The sequence below is a fragment of the Kitasatospora sp. NPDC085895 genome (assembly GCF_040702125.1).
In the GTDB taxonomy this organism is placed as follows: domain Bacteria; phylum Actinomycetota; class Actinomycetes; order Streptomycetales; family Streptomycetaceae; genus Kitasatospora; species Kitasatospora arboriphila.
Map to the genome: position 1 here is coordinate 26,110 of NZ_JBFBJY010000026.1, position 14,497 is coordinate 40,606.

General features: G+C 73.5%; 9 protein-coding genes and 1 pseudogene. 4 read left to right on the forward strand and 6 right to left on the reverse strand.

The features are described from left to right. Nucleotides 1–168: 168 nt before the first annotated feature. The 5 genes from AB0442_RS18395 to AB0442_RS18415 are packed head-to-tail and all read right to left on the reverse strand — an operon-like array spanning nt 169 to nt 8,101. Nucleotides 169–1,350: a molybdopterin molybdotransferase MoeA gene (locus tag AB0442_RS18395; protein WP_366164069.1), complete on the reverse strand. Its 1,182-nt coding sequence runs from the start codon at nt 1,348–1,350 to the stop codon at nt 169–171. Between the two features lie 50 nt (nt 1,351–1,400). Next, nucleotides 1,401–2,135, reverse strand: coding sequence for a respiratory nitrate reductase subunit gamma (gene narI, locus AB0442_RS18400; RefSeq protein WP_366163997.1), 735 nt, complete (start codon nt 2,133–2,135; stop codon nt 1,401–1,403). Next, nucleotides 2,132–2,893, reverse strand: a complete 762-nt coding sequence (narJ, locus tag AB0442_RS18405; RefSeq protein ID WP_366163999.1) for a nitrate reductase molybdenum cofactor assembly chaperone — start codon at nt 2,891–2,893, stop codon at nt 2,132–2,134. The genes narI and narJ overlap by 4 nt, the downstream gene beginning before the upstream one ends. Before the next feature lie 4 nt (nt 2,894–2,897). Then, nucleotides 2,898–4,409 carry a nitrate reductase subunit beta gene (narH, locus tag AB0442_RS18410; RefSeq protein ID WP_366164000.1) on the reverse strand — a complete coding sequence of 504 codons (1,512 nt, stop codon included), beginning with the start codon at nt 4,407–4,409 and terminating at the stop codon, nt 2,898–2,900. Further along, entirely contained in the window at nt 4,409–8,101 is a 3,693-nt protein-coding gene (locus tag AB0442_RS18415) for a nitrate reductase subunit alpha (RefSeq protein ID WP_366164001.1), read from the reverse strand. The genes narH and AB0442_RS18415 overlap by 1 nt, the downstream gene beginning before the upstream one ends. 231 nt (nt 8,102–8,332) lie before the next feature. Between AB0442_RS18415 and AB0442_RS18420 the strand changes: the two genes are divergently transcribed. Together AB0442_RS18420 and AB0442_RS18425 are read left to right on the forward strand one after the other, a co-directional pair. Beyond that, nucleotides 8,333–9,547 (forward strand): MFS transporter, encoded by a 1,215-nt coding sequence (locus AB0442_RS18420; RefSeq protein ID WP_366164002.1) that lies wholly within the window; start codon nt 8,333–8,335, stop codon nt 9,545–9,547. 189 nt (nt 9,548–9,736) lie between these two features. Then, nucleotides 9,737–9,811 (forward strand): annotated as a pseudogene (locus AB0442_RS18425) (hemerythrin domain-containing protein); the annotation flags it as partial. A 70-nt stretch (nt 9,812–9,881) separates the two neighbouring features. Here AB0442_RS18425 and AB0442_RS18430 read toward each other — a convergent pair. Further along, complete coding sequence (locus AB0442_RS18430) at nt 9,882–10,427, reverse strand: very short patch repair endonuclease (protein WP_366164004.1); 546 nt, start codon at nt 10,425–10,427, stop codon at nt 9,882–9,884. 234 nt (nt 10,428–10,661) lie between these two features. Between AB0442_RS18430 and AB0442_RS18435 the strand changes: the two genes are divergently transcribed. Together AB0442_RS18435 and AB0442_RS18440 are read left to right on the forward strand one after the other, a co-directional pair. Then, nucleotides 10,662–12,506: an ABC transporter ATP-binding protein gene (locus AB0442_RS18435; RefSeq protein WP_366164005.1), complete on the forward strand. Its 1,845-nt coding sequence runs from the start codon at nt 10,662–10,664 to the stop codon at nt 12,504–12,506. A gap of 174 nt (nt 12,507–12,680) precedes the next feature. Further along, complete coding sequence (locus AB0442_RS18440; protein ID WP_366164006.1) at nt 12,681–14,390, forward strand: SulP family inorganic anion transporter; 1,710 nt, start codon at nt 12,681–12,683, stop codon at nt 14,388–14,390. Nucleotides 14,391–14,497 lie beyond the last annotated feature (107 nt).

The following is a 14,497-nucleotide window of genomic DNA, read 5'->3' on the forward strand; positions in this document are numbered from 1 at the left end:
CGTCGTCGTCCACAACCCCACCGGCAGCACCTACGACGTGGGCCTGCCGCCGGGGGACGTGGACGAAGGTCCTCGACCGCGACGGCGCGGCCTCCGCCACCGGCGACACCTCCTGCGCCGGCCTCGCGGTGACGGTGTTCCGGAAGAACCGACACCGGGTGCGGCCGGTCAGTGGCCGGTCAGCTCCAGGACCTCGACGGCGGTGCCGTCGGCGACCCCGCCCGGCGGCACCACCGCGAGGGCGTCGGCGAGCGCCAGACCGCGGAGCATCGCCGGCCCGTCGAACCCGATCGGCACCGCGCCGCCCCCGGTGAACGCCACCGGCAGCAGCCGGGTGTCCCGTGCGCAGCCCGGCAGGTCGGCGGCGGCGACGACCCGGCGGGACGGGTCCGGCCGGCCCGCCAGCCGTCGGAGCAGCGGCAGGGCGAGGGTCACCGCTCCGGCCACCGCGGCGAGCGGGTTGCCGGGCAGGCCGACCAGGAGGCGGGCCCTCCCGTCGGCGGCGGGCGGCAGTTCGGCGAGCAGCATCGGGTGCCCGGGCCGCACCGCGACGGAGTCGACCGGCAGCCGGGCGCCCGGCCCGCCGAGTGCGTGGTGCAGGAAGTCCACCGGCCCGGCCGCGGTGCTGCCGGTGGTGACCACGACGTCGGCCGTCGAGCTGCGCAGGGCGGCGCCCAGCGGCCCGGCGTCGTCCGCCACCCGCCGGATCCCGGTCACCTCGGCGCCCGCACTCCGCAGCAGGGGCGGCAGCAGCGGGCCGAGGGCGTCACGCACCCGGCCGCCCCGCGGGAGGCCGGAGGTCAGCAACTCGTCTCCGAGCACCAGCAGTTCCACGGTCAGACGGCGGTGGACGGTCAGCCGGTCGTACCCGGCGGCCGCCGTCAGGCCCAGCACGGCCGGGGTGACGGTGGTGCCCGCCGCCAGCAGCAGGTCGCCCCGGCGGCACTCCTGGCCGCGCGGCCGGACGTCGCGGCCCGGTGCCGCCGGCTCCGGTGTCCGCCAGTACAGGACGCCGTCGGGTGCCGTCGCCCGCCCGTGCTCGCGGCGCAGCACGGACGTCGCACCGGACGGCAGCCGGGCGCCGGTGGCGACGGGTACGGCGGTGCCGTGGTCGAGCGGCCCGGCCTCGGCGCCGCCCGCGAGGACGCCGCCGTCGCGCAGCCGCCACGGTCCCGTCCCGGCCACCGCCCATCCGTCCATCGCTGAGGTGTCGAACGGCGGCAGGTCGGTGAGGGCGGTCAGCGGCTCGGCGAGCGTGTGGCCGAGCGCCTCGGGGAGGGCCCGGACGACGGCGGGCAGCGGTTGCCCGGCGCTGTCCCGGGCGGCCTCGCGCGCCGCTTCCCACGTCATGGCCCCGGCCGCGGCGCCGTGTTCGGCGCGGGTGCGCAGCGTCGGGCGGTTCACCGGGCACCGCCGGTCGGGGCGGGGCGTCGGCGGTAGACCAGGTAGGGGCGGACGAGGTAGCCGACGGGGGCGCTCCACACGTGCACCAGCCGGGTGAACGGCCAGGCCGCGAAGAGCAGGCAGGCCGAGAGCGCGTGCAGCTGGAACAGCAGCGGGGCGCCGGCCATCGCCTCGGGCCGGGGGTGGAGGGCGAACACCCCGCGGAACCAGATCGAGACGGTGGAGCGGTAGTCGTAGCCGCCGCCGACGACGTTGTGCACCGCGGTGGCGGCGAAGCCGAGCAGGACGGTCGCCGACAGCAGCGGGAAGAGCAGTTCGTCGCTGCGGTCGGTGACGATGCGGATCCGACGGTTCAGCAGTCTGCGGGCGCTCAGCATGCCGAGCCCGGTGATCATGGCCGTTCCGGCGACCGTGCCGAGCGAGACGGCCGTCAGGTGGTAGGCGTGCTCGGAGATCCCGGCCGCCTCCGTCCACGAGGCCGGGACGGCCAGGCCCACGACGTGGCCGCCGATCACCGCGAAGGCGCCCAGGTGGAACAGCGGGCTGCCCCAGCGCAGCCAGCGGTGCTCCAGCAGCTGGCTGGTGCGCGAGGTCCAGCCGAACTGGTCCTGCCGGTAGCGCCAGACGTGCCCGACCGCGAAGACGGCGAGGCAGATGTAGGGGAAGGCGACCCACAGCAGCAGGTCGGCGCCGGTGGCCGGTGCGGCGAGGGGGGTGCCTGCGGGGCTCATCGGTGGCCCTCCTTGGTCCTGGTCGGCAGGAGCGGGATCAGTGTCGAAGGGGCCGGCTCCGGCGGGACGAACGTCTGCGGCGGCGCGAACAGGCCGCCGCCGTACGGGTCGAGGCCGACCTCCTCGGCGGGCGGGCCCGCGGCGGCGAGTTCCGCGACCGCCGCGAGGTCGGCGGCGGTGGGCGGCGGGAGGAGGGTGAGGAGCGCGGCGAACAGGTGCCGGTAGGGGGAGCCGGCGTCGGCCAGCGAGTGCCGGATCAGTTCGAGTCCGCGCCGGTGCTGGCGCAGCGGCGCCTCGCCCGCGCCCGGGCCTTCGAGGGCGGCGAATTCGAGGACGACCGGGAGGTGGTCCGGGAGTTCGGCGGCGTCGGCCTCCCAGCCGGCGGCGCGGTAGCGCTGGGCGAGGGCGAGCAGGGCGGTGCCCCGGCGGCGGGTGTCGCCGTGCAGGTAGTAGGTCAGGTAGAGGCTGCTTCGGCGGCGCAGGTCGAAGACCTCGACGTAGTGGCGTTCCAGGGCGTCGGGCGGCTGCTCGGCGAACCAGGCGGTGAAGGCCGCGATCTCGGCGGCGGCCGGGGAGGGCTCCAGGGCCTCGGCCGTGGCGGCCAACTCCTGCCGCCCGAGGACCAGTTCGGTGTCCGGGTACTGGAGCAGCAGGGAGAGCAGGCGCAGCAGGAGCACACGCTGCGCGGTCTGCTCCGCCGTGCCGGCCGGACGGCTCCGGCGGGCCCGGGCCGGGATGCCGATGTGCGGTGCGTTCATGCCGCTACTCCCCCGTCCTTCTGCGCAGGGTGGGGATGCCGAGCGTCACCCGGCCGCCCCGGTCGCCGGAGACCTCGACCGGGCAGCGGTCCTCGATCCCGGCGAGGGCGGCGGCGTCCTCCTTGTGCGCGGCCGGCACGACGTACCGGTCGGCGTACTTGGCGACGGCGAGCAGCCGGTGCAGGTCCTCCGCCTCGCGGGCGGTGAGCCCGACGGCCTTCAGCGCGCCCTCGTCGCCCGCCTCGCCGAGGGCGCGCCCGCGCATGTGGGAGCGCAGCGCGGTGAGCTTCATCAGCACGCCGGCCACCACCTCGGTGTCCCCGGCGCTGAACAGCTCGGCCAGGTACTCCAGCGGGATGCGCAGCCGGGTGACGGCGGCGAAGACGTGGTCGGGGTCGTCCCGGCTGCCGCCCGCCGAGTCCACCGCGTCGAGCACCGGGGAGAGCGGGGGGACGTACCAGACCATCGGCAGGGTGCGGTACTCCGGGTGCAGCGGCAGGGCGACCTTGTAGGTGGAGACCAGCGCGTGCACGGGGGAGCGCCGGGCGGCCTCCAGCCAGTCCTCGGGGATGCCCGACTCCCGCGCCGCCGCGATCACTTCGGGGTCGTGCGGATCGAGGAAGACCCCGCGCTGGGCGTCCAGCAGGTCCTTGTCGTCGGGGGTGGCCGCGGCCTCGCCGACGCGGTCGGCGTCGTACAGCAGGAGGCCGAGGTAGCGCAGCCGGCCGACGCAGGTCTCGGAGCAGACGGTGGGCTGGCCGGCCTCGATCCGCGGGAAGCAGAAGGTGCACTTCTCGGCCTTGCCGGTGGCGTGGTTGACGTACACCTTCTTGTACGGGCAGGCGGTGACGCACATCCGCCAGCCGCGGCAGCGGTCCTGGTCCACCAGGACGACGCCGTCCTCGACCCGCTTGTACATCGCGCCGGACGGGCAGGCCGACACGCAGGCCGGGTTGAGGCAGTGCTCGCACAGCCGGGGCAGGTGGAAGAGGAAGGTCTGCTCGAACTCGAACTTCACCTTCTCGGCCCACTCGCCGGTCAGGTTGGGGTCGCCGCCCGCGTGCTCGGGCGCGCCGCCGAGGCCGTCCTCCCAGTTGGCGCCCCAGGTGATCGCCGTCGGCTCCCCGGTGAGGACCGAGCGCGGGCGGGCGACCGGGACGTCGTTCCCCGCCGGGGCGCTGACGAGGTTGTCGTAGTCGTAGGTGACCGGCTCGTAGTAGTCCTCGATGGACGGCAGGTCCGGATTGGAGAACAGCGACAGCAGCCGCTTGACGCGTCCGCCCGAGCGCAGGACGAGCCGCCCGCGCGCGTCGAGCATCCAGCCGCCCTTCCACTTCTCCTGGTCCTCGTAGCGGCGCGGGTAGCCGACGCCGGGCTTGGTCTCGACGTTGTTGAACCAGGCGTACTCGACTCCGGTGCGGTTGGTCCACGTCTGCTTGCAGGTGACCGAGCAGGTGTGGCAGCCGATGCACTTGTCGAGGTTCATCACCATCGCGATCTGGGCCATGACTTTCATCAGTAGGTCACCTCCTGCGAGCGGCGGCGGATCACGGTGACCTCGTCGCGCTGGTTCCCGGTCGGGCCGTAGTAGTTGAAGGCGTAGGTGAACTGCGCGTAGCCGCCGGCGAGGTGGGTGGGCTTGAGCAGCAGCCGGGTGAGCGAGTTGTGGATGCCGCCGCGCCGGCCGCTGACCTCGGTCTTCGGCACGTTCACGTTGCGGTCCTGGGCGTGGTACATGTACACCGTGCCCTCGGGCATCCGGTGGGTGACCACCGCCCGGGCGGCGACGACGCCGTTGCGGTTGTACGCCTCGATCCAGTCGTTGTCCTTCACGCCGATCCTCTCGGCGTCGCCGGTGGACATCCAGATGACCGGGCCGCCGCGGGACAGGTCGAGCATGTACTTGTTGTCCTGGTAGTTCGAGTGGATGGACCACTTGGAGTGCGGGGTGAGGTAGCGGACGGTGACCTCGGCCCGGCCGTCGCGCAGGTGCTCGTCGCCGTAGTGCCGGGGCGAGTTCAGCGGGGGCCGGTAGACGGGGAGTTGCTCGCCGACCTCGGACACCCAGTCGTGCTGGACGAAGAAGTGCTGCCGGCCGGTCAGGGTGTGCCAGGGCTTCTTGTGCTCGGTGTTGATGACGAACGGCGAGTAGCGCCGCCCGCCGGTCTCCGAGCCCGACCACTCGTACGAGGTCAGCACGGCGCGGGGCTGGGTGCGGGTGTCGGCGAAGGTGATCCGCTCCGCCTCGCGTTCGGCGGCGAGTTCGACCAGGCCCCCGCTGCCGGTCTGCCGCTCCAGCACCCGGAATCCCTCGGCGGCCAGCCGTCCGTTGGTGGTGCCGGACAGCGCGAGGACCGCCTCGCACATGTGGCTCGCGGTGGCGAGCGAGGGCCGTCCGGCGGCGATCCCGTCCTTTACGGTGCCGTTGCGGTGCCGGAGTTCGTCGATCTCCTTGTCCGGGACGACGGTGACGCCCTTGGTGGTGGTGCCCAGGGTGTCGAGTAGCGGGCCGACAGCACGCATCTTCTGCGCGATCGCGGTGTAGTCCCGCTCGACGACCGCCAGCTTCGGCATCGTCCTCCCGGGGACGGGTTCGCACTCGCCGGCCTTCCAGTCCCGCACCACCCCGCCGGGCTGGGCGAGTTCGTCCGGGGTGTCGTGCAGCAGCGGCACGGCGATGACGTCGGTGCGGGTGCCGAGGTGGTCGGCCGCCAGCTCGCTGAACCGGTCGGCGAGGGCCAGGAAGGTGTCGTAGTCGGTGCGCGCCTGCCACGGCGGGGCGATGGCCGGGGTGAAGGCGTGCATGAAGGGGTGCATGTCCGTGCTGGACAGGTCGTCCTTCTCGTACCAGGTGGCGGCGGGGAGGACGACGTCGGCGTACAGGCCGGTCGAGGTCATCCGGAAGTCCATGGTGACCAGCAGGTCGAGCTTGCCCTCGGGCGCCTCCTCCCGCCACACCACGTCCTTCGGCCGCCCCTCGGGCGGTGTCTCCTCGGAACGCACGGCCGCGTCGGTGCCCAGCAGGTGGCGCAGGAAGTACTCGTTGCCCTTGCCGGAGGAGCCGAGCAGGTTGGCCCGCCACACGGTCAGCACCCGCGGGAAGTTGGCGGGGTCGTCGGGGTCCTCGGCGGCGAACCGCAGCCGTCCCGACTTCAGCTCGTCGACGACGTGCTCGGCGACCGGCCGGCCGGCCCGGGCTGCCTCGTCCGTCAGGTCGAGCGGGTTGCGGTTGAAGCCGGGGTGGCCGGGCGTCCAGCCCAGTCGCACGGCCTGCGCCAGGCAGTCGGCGAAGCCCTTGCCCCGGAACCGTCCCTCGCCGAGCGGGGAGGCGATCTCGTCGGGTCCGAACGCCTCGTAGCGCCACTGGTCGGAGTTCAGGTACCAGTACGAGGTGCCAGCCATGTGCCGGGTGGGCCGCTGCCAGTCGAAGGCGAACGACAGGTGCTGCTGCCCGGTGACCGGGCGGACCTTCTCCTGGCCGACGTAGTGCGCCCAGCCGCCGCCGTTGACGCCCTGGCAGCCGGTCATGGTGATGAGCGCCAGGAAGGCCCGGTAGATGGTGTCGGAGTGGAACCAGTGGTTGGTCCCGGCCCCCAGCGCGATCATGGACCGGCCGTTGGTGCGCTCGGCGTTGCGGGCGAACTCGCGGCCGATGCGGGCGGCCTGCTCGGCCGGCACGGAGGTGATCGTCTCCTGCCAGGCCGGCGTGCAGGGCTGCGAGGCGTCCTCGTACGAGGACGGCCAGCTGCCCGGGAGCCCGGGGCGGTGCACCCCGTACTGGGCGAGCATCAGGTCGAAGACGGTGGTGACGAGCCGGCCGCCGATCCGGCGCACCGGCACCCCGCGCACCAGGACGGAGCCGCCCTCGGTGGCGCCCTCGTCGAAGCGGGGCAGCGCGATCTCGACGGTCTCCTCGGCCCGCTCCAGCAGGCTCAGCTCGGGCACGACGTCGCCCAGGTCGAGGTTCCAGCGGCCCTGTTGCTTCGCCCAGCGGAAGCCGAGCGAGCCGTTCGGCACGACGGGCTCGCCGGTGGCCGAGTCGACGAGGACGGTCTTGGACCCGGCGTGCTCCGTGTCCTGCCCGAGGTCGGCCGCGGTCAGGAAGCCGTCCGGGACGAGGCCGTGCTCGTGCTCGCGCAGGGCCACCAGGAACGGGGCGTCGGTGAACGTGCGCAGGTAGTCCCGGAAGTAGGGCACTTCGCGGTCGACGAGGAACTCGCGCAGGACCACGTGGCCCATGGCCATGGCCAGCGCGCCGTCCGTGCCGGGGTGCGGGGCGAGCCACTCGTCGGCGTGCTTGACGTTGTCGGCGTAGTCGGGGCTGACCGCGACGATCTTGGCGCCGTTGTAGCGGGTCTCGGTCAGGAAGTGCGCGTCGGGCGTGCGGGTCACCGGGATGTTGGAGCCCCACATGATCAGGTAGCCCGCGTTCCACCAGTCCGCGGACTCCGGCACGTCGGTCTGGTCGCCCCACACCTGCGGCGAGGCGACGGGCAGGTCCGCGTACCAGTCGTAGAACGACAGCAGCGTCCCGCCGATCATCGAGTGGTACCGGGCCCCGGCCGCGAACGACGCGATCGACATCGCCGGGATCGGCGAGAAGCCCGCCACCCGGTCCGGACCGTACGTCCTGACGGTGTGCACCTGGGCGGCGGCGACCAGCTCGGTCGCCTCGTCCCAGCCCGCGCGCACCAGGCCGCCCTTGCCGCGCGCCCTCTTGTACGCCCGCGCCTTCGCCGGGTCCCCGGTGATCTCGGCCCACGCCGCCACCGGATCGCCCAGGCGCCCGCGGGCCTCGCGCCACAGCTTCAACAGCTCGCCCCGCACGTACGGGTAGCGCACCCGGCTCGGCGAGTAGGTGTACCAGGAGAACGACGCCCCGCGCGGGCAGCCGCGCGGCTCGTACTCCGGACAGTCGGTGCCGATGGACGGGTAGTCGGTCGCCTGGTGCTCCCAGGTGATGATCCCCTCCTTGACGTACACCATCCAGGAGCAGGAACCCGTGCAGTTGACACCGTGGGTGGACCGCACGACCTTGTCGTGGGACCAGCGGTCCCGGTAGAAGCCCTCCCACTCCGTGCCCCCCTCGCCGAACGCGGCGCGGCCGTCGGCCGACACCTCACGGCGGGTCAGCAGGCGTCTCGCCGCCAGCGGCCAGTGCTGTCGTTCGCGGGGCCCGGGGTCACCCGCAGCGCTCTCCTCGTCCATGGCCCGAACGCTAGGCAGTGCCCGCAGGGCCGCGCGGGGGCCGAAGGTCCCTGATCATCCGGCCGGCCGGCCCCGGGACACCGGCCGGGAACCAGGCCCTCCGGCACCCCGGTCCGGGACGGTCGGCAGGGACCGCGCAAGGCCCCGGACCAGCAGGCTGATGCCCGACCGAGCCCGAGGCCACCGGCGTGCACGACCTGACGGCCGCGCACCGGAGAGACGGAGAACCCCATGGACACCCGACCGAACGGGACGAGAGCGGCCGCGCCGGCCTCCGGGAGGCGGACCCTGATGCTGGCCCTGGCCACCCTCGGCTTCGCCCTCAACTTCTGGGCCTGGGCGTTGATCAGCCCGCTCGGCCCGCGGTTCAAGGACTCCCTCGGCCTCAGCTCCTTCCAGCAGTCCCTCCTCGTCGCCGTGCCGGTGATCGTCGGGTCGCTGGGCCGCATCCCGGTCGGCGCGCTCACCGACCGCTACGGCGGCCGGGTGATGTTCCCGCTGGTGTCCGCCGCCACCATCGTCCCGGTGCTGTACCTCGGGCTCGCCGGGCACTCCTCGCTGACCGAACTGCTCGTCGGCGGGTTCTTCCTGGGCATCGCCGGCACCTCCTTCGCCGTCGGCGTGCCCTTCGTCAGCGCCTGGTTCCCGCCGGAGCGGCGCGGCGCGGCCGTCGGCGTGTTCGGCGCCGGCATGGGCGGCACCGCCATCAGCGCCCTGACCACCGTGAACCTGGTCAAGGGCCACGGCACCGCCGCCCCCTTCGTCCTCACCGCGGTCGTGCTCGCCCTCTACGCGGTGGTGGCACTGCTCCTGCTGCGCGACGCCCCCGGCCGGACGGTGCCCTCCGAGCCGCTCGCCCGCCGCCTCGGCGCGGCGCTCCGGCTGCGCGTCACCTGGCAGGCCTCCGCCCTGTACGCGGTCGCCTTCGGCGGCTACGTCGCCTTCTCCGTGTACCTGCCGACCTACCTCAAGACCGCCTACGGACTCCAGAGCGCCGACGCGGCCAACCGGATGGCCGGGTTCGTGCTGCTCGCCGTCCTGATGCGGCCGGTCGGCGGCTGGCTGTCCGACCGCACCAGCCCCGTACGGGTCCTGACCTGGGCGCTCGCCGTGGTCGCCCTCGGCGCCCTGGTCCAGGGCTTCACCCCCGCACTCGCGCCGCTCGGCACGGCGGCCTTCCTCGCCATGGCCGCGGCGCTCGGCGCCGGCAGCGGCGCGGCCTTCGCCCTGGTCGCCCTCCTCGCCCCCGCGAACCAGGTCGGCTCCGTCACCGGCGTGGTCGGCGCGGCCGGCGGCCTCGGCGGCTTCGTCCCGCCGCTCGTGATGGGCGCCCTGTACGGCAGCTACCACTCGTACGCGGCCGGCCTGGCGGCCCTCACCCTGGTCGCCCTGGCCGCCGTGGTCTTCACCGCCACCCGGGTCCGGCGCGCCGTCCGCGCCGCCTGACCCGTCCTCCGACCGACGAGGAGAACCCCGACATGTGCGAGTACTGCGGGTGCCGGGCGATGGCCGCCATCCGCGGTCTGACGAACGAACACGAGGCGGCGGTCAACCTGATCGGCACGGCCCGGGTCGCCCACCGCGAGGGCGACCCGGGCCCGGACGGCCGAGGCCGCCCGGGCGATCGCCGCGATCCTGCGCCCGCACACCGAGGTCGAGGAACACGGCCTGTTCCCGGCCCTGGCCGGCGAGTTCCCCGAGCACATCGCCGCCCTGGAGGCCGACCACCGCCGCATCGAAGCCGTCCTCGCCGAGGCCGCGGCCGGCATCCCCACCGGCATCACACCGGTCCGCCGGAGCGGAGCCGGGCGGGGCCGACGGGGTCCGTCGCGTTCGGCGGCACCCCCGTGCCGCGTCCGGAGCTCCGGTGCAGCCGCCGTGCTCGTGGATGCCCCTGGTGGGCGAGCAACTCCACGACCTTGTCGACGGCGGCCTCGACGGCCTCGTGCTCCCAGATCCTCAGGGGCAGCCAACCCAGCCGGACGAGGTTCGCATCGGTGTGCCGGTCGCGACGCACGTTGTCGTCGAGCTTCCGCCACCACCATTCGGCGTTGTGCTTCGGCGCGTGCAGGTGCTCGGGGCACGCGTGCCAGAAGCAGCCCTGCACGAACACCGCGGTACGCCAGGGCACGAAGGTGATGTCCGCCCTCCGGCGCCGCATGGTGGGGAGGGGAAGGTCCACCCGGTAGCGGAAGCCGAGTGCGTGCAGCGCCCGCCGGAGGGCGAGTTCGGGCGCGGTGTTCACACGGCGCTGGGCCCGCATCACCCGGCGGGCGTCGGCGTCCCTCGGTCGCGGGACCACCTGCCGGGCACCCGTCTCTTCCATGCCCCGATCAACTCCGGCCCGGCCCGGGTGGTCACTGCGACCCGTCGCCGACCCCGAGCGGCCCGCGACCGTCGGAGGTGACGCCCTGCCGGAAATTGCTTGGACTGCACCGGGGCCGTCGCGGGAGACTGTGGCTTCTGCCCCTCTGTACAAGGTTTTTGACGATTAGTCATACATCATTTCATTTGCCGGGAGGGGCAGTCGCTGGGCTTCGCACGACGCAACGAGGTCGGGATGGGATCGTCCGAGACATTCCGAGGAGCACCGGGCAGGCGTTCGGTGCTCCTCGCACTCCGCTACTACGGACGGGAGCTGGCCCGGCTCCCGTACCTCACGGTGCCGGCCATGCTGCTGCCGGCGTTGGGCAACATCGGGATCGCCTACCTCGCGCCGCTGGCGGTGGCGAAGCTCGTCGGCAAGATCGCCTCCCCCACCGGGGCCGGCTCCGGCTCGCTGCTCCCGTACGTCCTGGGCTTCGCCGGCGCCCTGCTGGCCGGGGAGGCGGTGTGGCGCGTCGGCCTGCACTGCCTGAACCGCCTCGACGCCCTCGGCATCGAGCACCTCTACGTGATCGGCATGGACGAGCTGTTCGCCAAGGACGCGGCGTTCTTCCACGACAACTTCGCCGGCTCGCTGACCAAGCGGGTGCTGAGCTTCGCCTCCCGTTTCGAGGACTTCGTCGACACGCTGACCTTCTCGGTCGTGGCCAGCTTCGTGCCGCTGGTCTTCGGCTCGGTGGTGCTGTGGCGCTACGAACCGCTCCTCGTGGTCGGGCTGCTGGTGATGATCGCGCTGACGGCGCTGTGCGCGGCCCCGCTCATCCGCCGTCGCCAGGCACTGGTCAACGAGCGCGAGGAGGCGATCGCCCGGGTGTCCGGCCACGTCGCCGACAGCCTGATGAACATGGACACCGTCCGGGCGTTCGCGGCCGAGCGGGGCGAGGCGGCCGAACACCGGTCCCGTGTCGCCGAGTCGCGCCGGCTCTCGCTGCGGTCCTGGGACTACGGCAACCTGCGCATCGACACCCTGGTCGCGCCGATGTCGGTGCTCACCAACGCCCTCGGCCTGCTGCTGGCGGTGACCCTCGGCGGGGGCCGGCACAACGTGGAGGCGGTGGTGGTCGCCTTCACCTACTACAGCAACGCGACGCGGATCATGTTCGAGTTCAACCAGATCTACCGCCGGCTGGAGAGCTCGCTGACGGAGGCCGCACAGTTCACGGAGCTGCTGCTCACGCCGCCGACCGTGCTCGATCCCGCCGTGCCGGAACCGCTGCTGCGCCGGGGCGCGGACGTCCGCTTCGAGCGGGTGCACTTCGCCCACGCGGGCGCGGACCCGATCTTCCGGGGCCTCGACCTCACGGTGCCGAGCGGGGCGAAGTTCGGACTGGTCGGCCGGTCCGGCGGCGGGAAGACCACCCTCACCCGGCTGCTGCTGCGGATGACGGACGTCGACGCCGGACGGATCCTGATCGGCGGCCAGGACATCACCCGGCTGCGCCAGGCCGACCTGCGCAGCCTGATCGCCTACGTGCCGCAGGACCCGGCGATGTTCCACCGGTCGCTTCGGGACAACATCGCGTTCGCCCGGCCGGGCGCCACCGACGCCGAGATCCGCCGCGCCGCGGAGGCCGCGCACGTCACGGAGTTCACCGACGCGCTGCCGCAGGGCTTCGACACCATGGTGGGCGAGCGCGGCATCAAGTTGTCCGGCGGACAGCGGCAGCGGGTCGCCCTCGCCCGGGCGATCCTGCGCGACGCGCCGATCCTGCTGCTCGACGAGGCGACCAGCGCCCTGGACTCGGAGAGCGAACTCCTCGTCCAGGAGGCCCTGTGGCGGCTCATGGAGGGACGGACGGCACTGGTGGTGGCGCACCGGCTGAGCACGGTCGCCACCATGGACCGGCTCGTCGTCCTGGACCGCGGACGGATCGTCGAACACGGCACCCACGAGGAACTGCTCGCATCGGAGGGCACCTACGCGAAGCTCTGGCAGCACCAGTCGGGCGGCTTCCTCGACGACACCCCGGACCGCGCCGACCCTGCCCGTGCCGACCCTGCCCGTGCCGACCTGCACTGACGCCGGCCGCGGCGCTCTCCGCGCATCCGGGGCGACGTGGTCGGGGCCGGCCGTACCGGCAGTCGGTCGCCGACGTCGCGGACCCGGGCGAAATGCCGCAGCCGCGGTCCGGCGACGGCGACCATGGGGGCGTACGCGTTCTCCGGCCGCTGCGGAGGTGCCCAGGTGACTGGCATGACGAGGCCGGTCCCCGTGTCGCTGCGCGGGTACCGGCGGGCGTGGCTGGGCCGGGACGTGCTCGCCGGGGTGACGCTGTCGGCGGTCGCGATCCCCGAGGTCATGGGGTACACCTCGATCGCCGGCATGCCCGTCGTCACCGGCCTGTACACGCTGGTCCTGCCGGCGATCGCCTTCGCCGTGCTGGGCTCGTCGAAGCTGCTGGTCGTCGGCGCGGACTCCGCCACCGCGGCGATCCTCTCCGCCGGGCTGCTCGGGCTCGGGGTGGACGGTCTCGTCCCGGGGTCGCCGCAGTGGGTGGGGCTGGCAGGGCTGGTCGCCCTGCTGTCGGGCGTGATCCTCGCCGCCGCGCGGCTGCTGCGGCTCGGCTTCCTCGCCGACTTCCTGTCCGCGGCCGTCCTGATCGGGTTCCTGACGGGTGTCGGTGTCCAGGTGTCGACGGCTCAGATCCCCGAGCTGCTCGGCATCCCCAGGGGCCGTGGCAACTGGTTCCAGCAGCAGTGGTCCTGGATGTCCCGCCTGGACGAGGTCTCCTGGCGCACCGCCGCCTTCGGCGCCGCCACCGTCGTGATCATCGTGGCCTTCAAGCGCCTCCTGCCCCGGTTCCCCGGTTCCGTCGTGGCGGTGGTGGTGCTGATCGCCGTGTCAGCGGCGACGGACGCCTCGGGCCACGGGGTCGCCGTCGTCGGCGCCGTCGAGGGCGGCTTCCCACCGCTCGGCCTGCCGTCCGGGCTGTCCCCCGGCGACGTGTCCGCGGTCTTCTCCGTCGCGGTCTCCTGCTTCGTCCTGATCCTGGCCCAGAGCGCGGCCACGGCCCACGGTTACGCGACCCGCCACGGCGACCGCGTCGACGTCGACCGCGACCTGGTCGGCCTGTCGGTCGCCAACATCGCCGCCGGGCTGAGCGGCACCTTCGTCGTCAACGGCTCCCCGACGAAGACGGAGATCCTCGACCAGCAGCGCGGCCGGACCCAGGTCGCCAACCTCACCATGGCGTTCCTGTCGCTCCTGGTCGCGCTGGTCTTCACCGATCTGCTGGCCGACATGCCGCTCGCGACGCTGGCCGGGATCGTGTTCCTGGTGGGCCTCGACCTGATCGACGTGCGCGGTCTGCGGCGGATCCGCACCCGGCGCCGCAACGAGTTCGTCGTGGCCGTCGCCACCGCCCTCGCGGTGTTCTGCATCGGTGTCGAGCAGGGCGTGCTGCTGGCCCTCGCGCTGTCCCTGTTCGAGGTGGTCCGGCGGGAGTACCGGCCCAAGGACTTCGTCGTCGGCGTCACCGGCGAGGGCGTGCCCACCTACACGGTCGCCGGGCCGGGGGTCGAGAGTGCGCCCGGCCTGATCGTCTTCCGCTTCAACGCGGAGCTCTTCTACGCGAACGCGAGCCGCTTCGCCGACCAGGTCAGGGCGCTCGTCGACGGCGCGCCCCATCCGGTGCGCTGGCTGGTGCTCGACGCCGCGGGCATCGCCGACGTCGACTACTCCGCCGGGGTCCGCCTGCACAGCCTGCTCGACTTCCTCGCCACGCGCGGCGTCACCTTCGTCCTCGCGCGGCCCGACGCGGCCCTGGTGGACACCCTGAAGGTCTACGAGTTGTGGCAGCGGATCCCGCCGGAGAACGTCTTCGGCAACCTGATCGACGCCGTCCGCGCGTATCCGGGAGGCCGGTCACCCGGTTCCCCGCCCGAGGAGCCCCCGGCCGGGTGAGCCCGGCCCGGTCCTCGCGCACTCCCGGGCCTGGCCACGGGCTCGGGCGCGTACGGCGTCAGCGGGGCCGCGCGGTGCGGGTGAAGGCGCGGCGCGGGCGCTCGGCG